Origin of the sequence: Hominimerdicola alba 8 (genome assembly GCF_000178155.2) — a bacterium.
Classification (GTDB): domain Bacteria; phylum Bacillota; class Clostridia; order Oscillospirales; family Ruminococcaceae; genus Hominimerdicola; species Hominimerdicola alba_C.
Genome location: NZ_ADKM02000032.1, coordinates 56,604 through 63,601, shown reverse-complemented (window position 1 = coordinate 63,601; position 6,998 = coordinate 56,604). Strand labels below are relative to the sequence as shown.

The following is a 6,998-nucleotide window of genomic DNA, read 5'->3' as shown; positions in this document are numbered from 1 at the left end:
AAAAACTGCGGGCGGCTCGTTTTTGCAGAATTTTAAAGAGCATAAAAAAATATCTCCCTCTGTTTTCACAGAAAGAGAAAAATAAAAAAGTGCAGGTAAGAGGACTTGAACCTCCACGGGGTTGCCCCCACTAGCACCTGAAGCTAGCGCGTCTGCCAATTCCGCCATACCTGCATACTTTATTTTGTTTGTTGTGTTCCTCACAACATATAATATTATATCACAGCTTTACCCGATTGTCAAGAGGTTTTCTTCTTTGATTAGTAAACCTTTGGTGAATTGATTTACCGATATAACGACCGTTTATCTGACAAAAGCGCCCCTCTCATCTGCAATGGCAGAAAAGGGGGGCGTTTATCATCTATCTTTGGCTGACTTCATATCTGTGCCCGTCATTATCAGCTTCATAAAACTCCTGTTTTTGGTCATCGAACGGACGATAGGCACACCTATAATGCTCACGCAGATAAATTCGCCAAAAGCAACACTGCCAACGCAGCCCCAATAGGGAAGCCCTTGCACTATCTTAAGTTCTGCCGCTATGATAAAGCCGTTCGTCACGACCGGAAAGAAAGATGCCACAAACAGATTGACTTTGTTACGCAGCAGATACATCAGCAGTGCCGCGATAAGTGTGGCAGCTGTGCCGAAGCCAACATCAACGAACCCCAGCGGGCTCCAGATATTCACGATACAGCACCCCAGCGTAACTGAAAGTATGTAATCCTTATTGAAACAGCAGAACAGCATAAGCAGTTCTGAAAAGCGGAACTGTATATCGTTGTACGCCAACGGCGAACAGACCATAGTCAGCGCCGCATAGAGCGCAGTCATCACACCGATATTCGTTATCCTGCGTGAGTTCACCATTTCCATAGCCGAACCTCCCCGTGACAGTCAGCCTGTCATATTAAAAAGTACAGCCTGCCGATCTTTCGCGGCAGGCTGTCACCTGTGATCAAATCAAACAGCTTATGAGATCAAGCCTTGCCAACAGAACCGAACAGCTCCATCTTCTCCTTGACCTTTGCCTTGATAGCCTCGAAGCCGGGAGCCAGCAGCTTTCTTGGGTCAAAGCCCTTGCCCTGCTTGTCCTTGCCTGCCTCAATGTAGCTTCTTGTAGCATCAGCGAATACCAGCTGGCACTCGGTGTTAACGTTGATCTTTGCAACGCCCAGCGAGATAGCCTTCTTGATCTGGTCATCGGGGATACCTGTACCGCCGTGAAGAACCAGAGGAACTTCACCGATAGAACCTGTCAGCTTCTTGTTGATAGCGTCCAGAGTTTCAAAGCTCAGACCTTCCCAGTTGTCGGGATATACGCCGTGAATGTTGCCGATACCTGCTGCCAGGAAGTCAACGCCCAGCTTAGCGATCATCTCGCACTCAGCGGGATCTGCGCACTCGCCCTTGCCGATAACGCCGTCCTCTTCGCCGCCGATAGCGCCTACCTCAGCCTCGATGGACATGCCCATGCCGTGAGCAACGTTTACCAGCTCAGTAGTCTTAGCAACGTTCTCCTCGATCGGGAAGTGAGAACCATCAAACATGATGGAAGTGAAGCCTGCCTTGATGCACTTGTAGCAGCCCTCGTAAGTGCCGTGATCGAGGTGCAGTGCAACAGGAACAGTGATACCCAGACTCTTGTCCATAGCAGCTACCATAGCAGCAACGGTCTCAAAGCCTGTCATGTACTTGCCTGCGCCCTCAGATACACCGAGAATAACAGGCGAATTCAGCTCCTGAGCGGTCAGCAGAACAGCCTTTGTCCACTCCAGGTTGTTGATGTTGAACTGACCTACGGCATACTTGCCTGCGCGAGCCTTATCCAGCATTTCCTTAGCATTAACTAACATTTTGAATACCTCCATATTTTGAAAAAATAAAAGCATTTGCCACATTTAATTATACATCATATCGGTACAAATTTCAAGTGGATTTGTCGGATTTAACATTCTGTATACATTTTATTAACACAGTTAGTCGTAACTAATCATCACATTTCAAAACAGGCTGTGTATCACTGAACACACAGCCTATTTATAGCAATCCGCCTTAAAATTCAGACAAAATCCAGTCACAAAATCCATAGATCCGAGCTTTTGCGACTGGATTTTGTGAATTTAAATAGTTGGATTGCTATAGAATTCAGCAGATCACTGCTTTGCAAGGAACATATTCAGCATATAATAGCTGACTTTATCCCCAAGAATAAAAAACACCGAAGGGTCATGGGGGAAGTAATGCGCTTCAAAGCAATAACCTAACCCGCGCCACTGTCAATAATTATGAATTATGAATTATGAATTGTGAATTAAACTTCATACATCTTAATGACCTTTCGCGCGACTTCCAGCTTGGTACAGCGCAGGTCCATCGCCTGTTTTTCGATGTAGCGGTGCGCCTGCTGTTCGGTGAAGCCGAGATACTGCATCAGCGCCAGTTTTGCGCGGTTTACAAGGCGTATCTCCTCCAGTTTTTTCTGTAGCTTTATGTTTTCGGAACGTATGCCCAGCATTCGTTTTCTTGCGGCGGCGGCGAACCTCATGGCGCGGTAGAAGATCTCGCGGTTGAGCGGTTTTGAGATGACCAGTGCGCCGTAATCTTCCACCTTGTCAGCCATTTCATCGGATATCTCGCTCTTTATCAGCAGTACGCACATAGCATCTGACGATGAATATGTAAATTCTGCCAGTTCAGTGCCGTTTTCATCGGGCAGAGGACAGCTGACCACCAGCATATCGATATCCTGTTCTGCCACGAGCCGCCTTGCATCGCGCCCTGTGGAAACGCTTGAGAACTTCACTCCGGGAAAAATCTCTTTCAGCTGATTTATAAGCGCCGAAACGTGCTTGTCCGAGCCTGCGGCTATCAGTATCCTGTCCAAAACTTTTCCCTCCTTTAAGGGCTGTGCGCCCTTGATCTTTTATGACTATCCCAAAAGCGGTCATCTGAAATGTTTATCCGGTATCTCCCTGACCGTCTGCGGGGTGATGCTGACTTCTGTATCAACAAACGGTTCTTCAATGCGCAGTTTCTTGTCCGCCGAGTATATCACTACACTATGACAGTCCCCGACCCTTGCGTACCGGCAGCAGACTTCCCCGTTATAAACGAACCGCCGCCTGCTTTTTCGCCGTCACAGCTGTGTAAAGTCCTGCTGAGTGCCCTGCACGAAATGCCCCTGCGCACCCGTCACGGAGCGCTTTTTCAGGGCAGTCAGGTATATGAGCCTGATAAACAGCAGAGGCAGAAGCACCATAGCCGCTATGCTCAGCACCATGCCCAGCTTTGTAACTATCAGCGCGATGATGAAGCCTGCCGCCGCTATCAGCCTGAAGCCCCATACACAGAATTTATACTCGCCATCATCAACAGTCCACGACTTGCGCAGTGCTATGAACCTCAGCAGAAGCGCCGCCACAAGACCTATCAACAGCATCGCGCCGATACATGCCACCAGTATCACCAAAGTCATAAAGCCGTTCAGTATGCCCACACCGCTTACGAAAAACAGCGTGAAGTCTGCACCGTCAACTATCACCTTATCGCTCGGGTCTTTAATGGCAAGTTCTATCTGCGCATCGCGGCAGACCTCCACCATATTAACGCCGATCAGCGCCACCAGCGCCGATACCGCCAGAAAAACGATACTGCGTATCTTCGCAGTTTTTGTCATATTGTTAAAACCCATCTTTATCTCCTGTTCCCGCTTTTTTCTCTATATTACAGCGTGTAGAAATATCTCACCGTTTCAAACATCTCTTTATCTTCACACTCGGCGTATTCTTTGGCTTCGCGGCTCTTCTCGTTCAGCACATGCTCGATAAGGTTCTCAGGCAGTCTGTCAGCCAGAAAACTGCTCGATCTTGCAGCTTCGATAGCCTCATCAAGAGTAGCGGGCAGACGCTCGGTCAGTTCGGCAATATTATCGGGCGAAAGGTTGGTCGCAGAGCAGAGTTCCGCCCCCGACAGCGCACCCTCAAGCGCCGCGTAGATTATCAGACCCAGTGCGAAATAGGGGTTGCAGGTGTTATCAGGCGAACGCAGTATCATGGCGTTCTCGTCTGTGTTTATCATCGGCACCCTTATCAGCTGTGCAAAGTTCTCATGCGACCATGTGATATATTTAGGTGCGCGTGAATTGCCAAGTCTGCTGTAGGAACTTGCCGTTGAATTGAGGAACAGCGTTATCTCACGCACCCTTTCGAGAATGCCTGCTATCATCGACTTTGCTTCATGCCCCAGTTCATCAAGGCGCGGCTTGAAGATATTCTCGGTGCCTTTCATGCAGAAAAGCATTATATGCAGTCCCGAACCCGGTCTGTCACAGAGAGGTTTGGGCATGAATGTTGCGTAAAGTCCGTTTCTGTCTGCCACCGATTTTACGACATTCTTGAAAGTCACCAGATTGTCGGCGGCGTTAAGGGCATTCGAGTACTGGAAATCTATCTCATTCTGTCCGGGACCGCTCTCATGGCGCGAACTTTCGGGGTAGATATCCATCTGTTCCAGCGTCAGGCAGATATCGCGGCGCAGGTTCTCGCCCTTGTCTGCGGGGGCTATGTCGCAGTAGCCTGCATAATCGTGGGGTATCTTGGTGATATGTCCGTTGTCGTTCTTCTCGAACACGTAGAACTCACAGGAAGTACCTATCTGGAAATTATAGCCCTTGCCCCGCGCATATTCAACTGCATTTCTGAGGAACGTTCTGCCGTCGCCCTCAAACACAGTGCCGTCGGTATACTTTATCGTGCAGAAAAACCTCACCACCCTGCCCTGCTGAGGTCGCCAGGGGAGCAGCGCCAGCGTATCAGGGTCGGGAAATAGGATCAGATCGGTGCTTGAAAAATTCATAAAACCGCTGAGTTTTGACGCATCGAACAGCAGCCCCTTTGCAAATATCCCGCTCAGTTCCGATGCGGGCACAGATACACTTTTCAGCGCCCCGAAGATATCGCAGAACATCAGCTTGATAAACTTGACATCGTTCTCCTCCACAAACTGGAGAACTTCCCTTTCGGTATATTTCATTTTTGTAACCTCCTATACGAACCCCATCAGATGTATCCCCAGCAGCAGCGCCGCTACGGGCAGTGTGCAGAAAACGATATTTGCCGTCTTATATATACTGCTCTCGGCGGATATCTTATCTTTTATCATCAAAGCGCCCAGCACAACATCTGCCAGCAGCAGCACCCCTGCCAGTATGCGAAGCAGGTACAGCCTGTCGGATATGGTATCGATGAAGTATACATCGTCCAGCGCGAGATTTTCACGCAGCTGTGCCTGTTCCCTTTTGCTGAAACGAGCCGCGCGCCCCTCAGCATTCACGGGCAGTTTCTCACCGAAGTCCTTGTCAGTCCGCAGGTACACCGATACGCCCTCAGCGGTCTGCACGCGGCAGTAATACTCTTTGCCTGTCGGTATGAAGCGGCAGAAGGTGTTTCGCAGTTCAAAATCTGCGTCCTTGTCACGCCCTACTGCCTGACAGCTGACATGCCCGTAATGGGGAGCATCAGCCAGTTCTTTTATCACAACTTCCGTCCGTATAACAAGCCCCAGCGCCCCGCTGACTATACACGCCATAGCCGCCAGTGCTGCCGCCGCAGCCCACAGCTTCGGGTGAAGTGCTATCTTCCCAGTAAGCGTTTTGTTTTCCATCTTATTCTTCTTTCAATATTTATTTGCTTTGACCTATATCAAAACAATTATAACACATTTCCTCACACAATTCAAGAGCAAAAAAACAGACAACGACCCCATTTTTCAGCGCCGTTGCCTGTGTGTTATCAATTAGTAGTTCTGCTCGCAGATATATGTGCCTGTTGCGGTGTTGTAAGCAACACTGTAACCATGTGCGCCGTTTTCTGTGAAGAAGTAGTAGTAAGCATAGTCGCCATCTTCTGTTCTGAACTGGCTGCCTGTGATCTCGCCATTGATGTCACCTGCAACTGCATCACGTACTACACTTTCCAGATCAGAGATATCTACCTCAGCCGCACTGCTGTCATCATCAGCCTGTGAAGACGAACTGCTGTCAGCTGCCGCGCTGGAAAGGTTCGGGTCAGCGTAGTTGACTGCGCTGCTGTCGCTTTCAGCCGCCGATGACTCAGGGGTATCTACAGACCTCTGCGAATTTGTATTAACATCGCTCTGCGACTCTGTTTCACTGCCGCTCTCGCCGTTTGCCGCACTTTCAGCAGCCGATGTCGGCTCGGTCTGTACAGGCAATGCCGCGCTCTCGGTAGGCTGTACCTGCTCGGACTGTTCCTCTGTTTCAGCCACACTTTCTTCTGCCGCCTGACTTGCAGCAGGCTGTGCTGCTACCGCGCTGTTTGTCTTGTTTTCGCCGCCCTTTTTGCCGAAGAGCCTCATACCTATCAGTATAGCTGCGATAACAACTATCAGTATACATATCGTTATGACTGCCGTAATGATGAACAGGCGCTTTCTCGCAGCATTCTCATCGTCCTCAGTGTCATAGTCATATCCGTCATCATCGGGATAATCGTCATCATCATAATCATCGAAGCCGCTGCCCGAAAAGACATCATCAGCGCCCGCATCAGCGATCACAGTGCCATTTTCATCATCATCGGTGTCAGGCAGCTTGAAGCGCTTGGTCTTGTCGTCATCACCGGAAGTGCTGAACACTTTGGTCATGCCGTCATCAGCCTCAGAAGATGTCATATTGCCTTCCTCATCTATAAGAAGATTATGGCAGTACTTGCACAGCACCGCCTCGCCCGACAGCTCTTTGCCGCAGTACGGACATTTTTTTGTTTTCATTATATAACCATTCCCCTCAATTAGATACTCAAAAAACAGCCCCCGCAGAGGCATATAATAATGATAGCACAAATCTCCGCAAAAATCAACTGTTTTTAACAAAAAAATCTTAATTTTTTAACAGAACGTCATATCACACAAATTTAAGTTTATTTTCGAGCGATTTTCGCAAAAGAGTACAACAAAATACACTTATCCGCGCGCAT

Annotated in this window: 7 protein-coding genes and 1 tRNA gene; all 8 read right to left on the bottom strand. The window is 48.9% G+C overall.

What is annotated here, in order from left to right:
- Window positions 1-90 precede the first annotated feature (90 nt).
- Window positions 91-174, bottom strand: a tRNA-Leu gene (locus CUS_RS03225).
- A gap of 183 nt (window positions 175-357) precedes the next feature.
- Window positions 358-876: a QueT transporter family protein gene (locus CUS_RS03220; RefSeq protein WP_002847480.1), complete on the bottom strand. Its 519-nt coding sequence runs from the start codon at window positions 874-876 to the stop codon at window positions 358-360.
- Window positions 877-980: 104 nt separating this feature from the next.
- Window positions 981-1,856: a class II fructose-1,6-bisphosphate aldolase gene (fba, locus tag CUS_RS03215; protein ID WP_004167406.1), complete on the bottom strand. Its 876-nt coding sequence runs from the start codon at window positions 1,854-1,856 to the stop codon at window positions 981-983.
- A 458-nt stretch (window positions 1,857-2,314) separates the two neighbouring features.
- Window positions 2,315-2,887 carry an ANTAR domain-containing response regulator gene (locus CUS_RS03210; RefSeq protein WP_004167411.1) on the bottom strand — a complete coding sequence of 191 codons (573 nt, stop codon included), beginning with the start codon at window positions 2,885-2,887 and terminating at the stop codon, window positions 2,315-2,317.
- 252 nt (window positions 2,888-3,139) lie between these two features.
- Window positions 3,140-3,694, bottom strand: coding sequence for a hypothetical protein (locus CUS_RS03205; RefSeq protein WP_004167439.1), 555 nt, complete (start codon window positions 3,692-3,694; stop codon window positions 3,140-3,142).
- Window positions 3,695-3,726: 32 nt separating this feature from the next.
- A complete protein-coding gene (locus CUS_RS03200) occupies window positions 3,727-5,034 on the bottom strand; it encodes a glutamine synthetase family protein (RefSeq protein ID WP_004167416.1) in 1,308 nt (435 codons plus the stop codon).
- Window positions 5,035-5,046: 12 nt separating this feature from the next.
- Window positions 5,047-5,664 carry a hypothetical protein gene (locus CUS_RS03195; protein ID WP_004167446.1) on the bottom strand — a complete coding sequence of 206 codons (618 nt, stop codon included), beginning with the start codon at window positions 5,662-5,664 and terminating at the stop codon, window positions 5,047-5,049.
- A gap of 132 nt (window positions 5,665-5,796) precedes the next feature.
- The gene (locus tag CUS_RS03190) at window positions 5,797-6,792 is read right to left on the bottom strand and encodes a hypothetical protein (protein ID WP_004167403.1); all 996 of its coding nucleotides are present in this window, start codon (window positions 6,790-6,792) and stop codon (window positions 5,797-5,799) included.
- Window positions 6,793-6,998 lie beyond the last annotated feature (206 nt).

Excerpts from the sequence above, each read along its gene's own strand:
- CUS_RS03220 (WP_002847480.1), bottom strand. The coding sequence starts at position 876 with ATGGAAATGGTGAACTCACGCAGGATAACGAATATCGGTGTGATGACT.
- fba (WP_004167406.1), bottom strand. The coding sequence starts at position 1,856 with ATGTTAGTTAATGCTAAGGAAATGCTGGATAAGGCTCGCGCAGGCAAG.
- CUS_RS03205 (WP_004167439.1), bottom strand. The coding sequence starts at position 3,694 with ATGGGTTTTAACAATATGACAAAAACTGCGAAGATACGCAGTATCGTT.
- CUS_RS03200 (WP_004167416.1), bottom strand. The coding sequence starts at position 5,034 with ATGAAATATACCGAAAGGGAAGTTCTCCAGTTTGTGGAGGAGAACGAT.
- CUS_RS03195 (WP_004167446.1), bottom strand. The coding sequence starts at position 5,664 with ATGGAAAACAAAACGCTTACTGGGAAGATAGCACTTCACCCGAAGCTG.
- CUS_RS03190 (WP_004167403.1), bottom strand. The coding sequence starts at position 6,792 with ATGAAAACAAAAAAATGTCCGTACTGCGGCAAAGAGCTGTCGGGCGAG.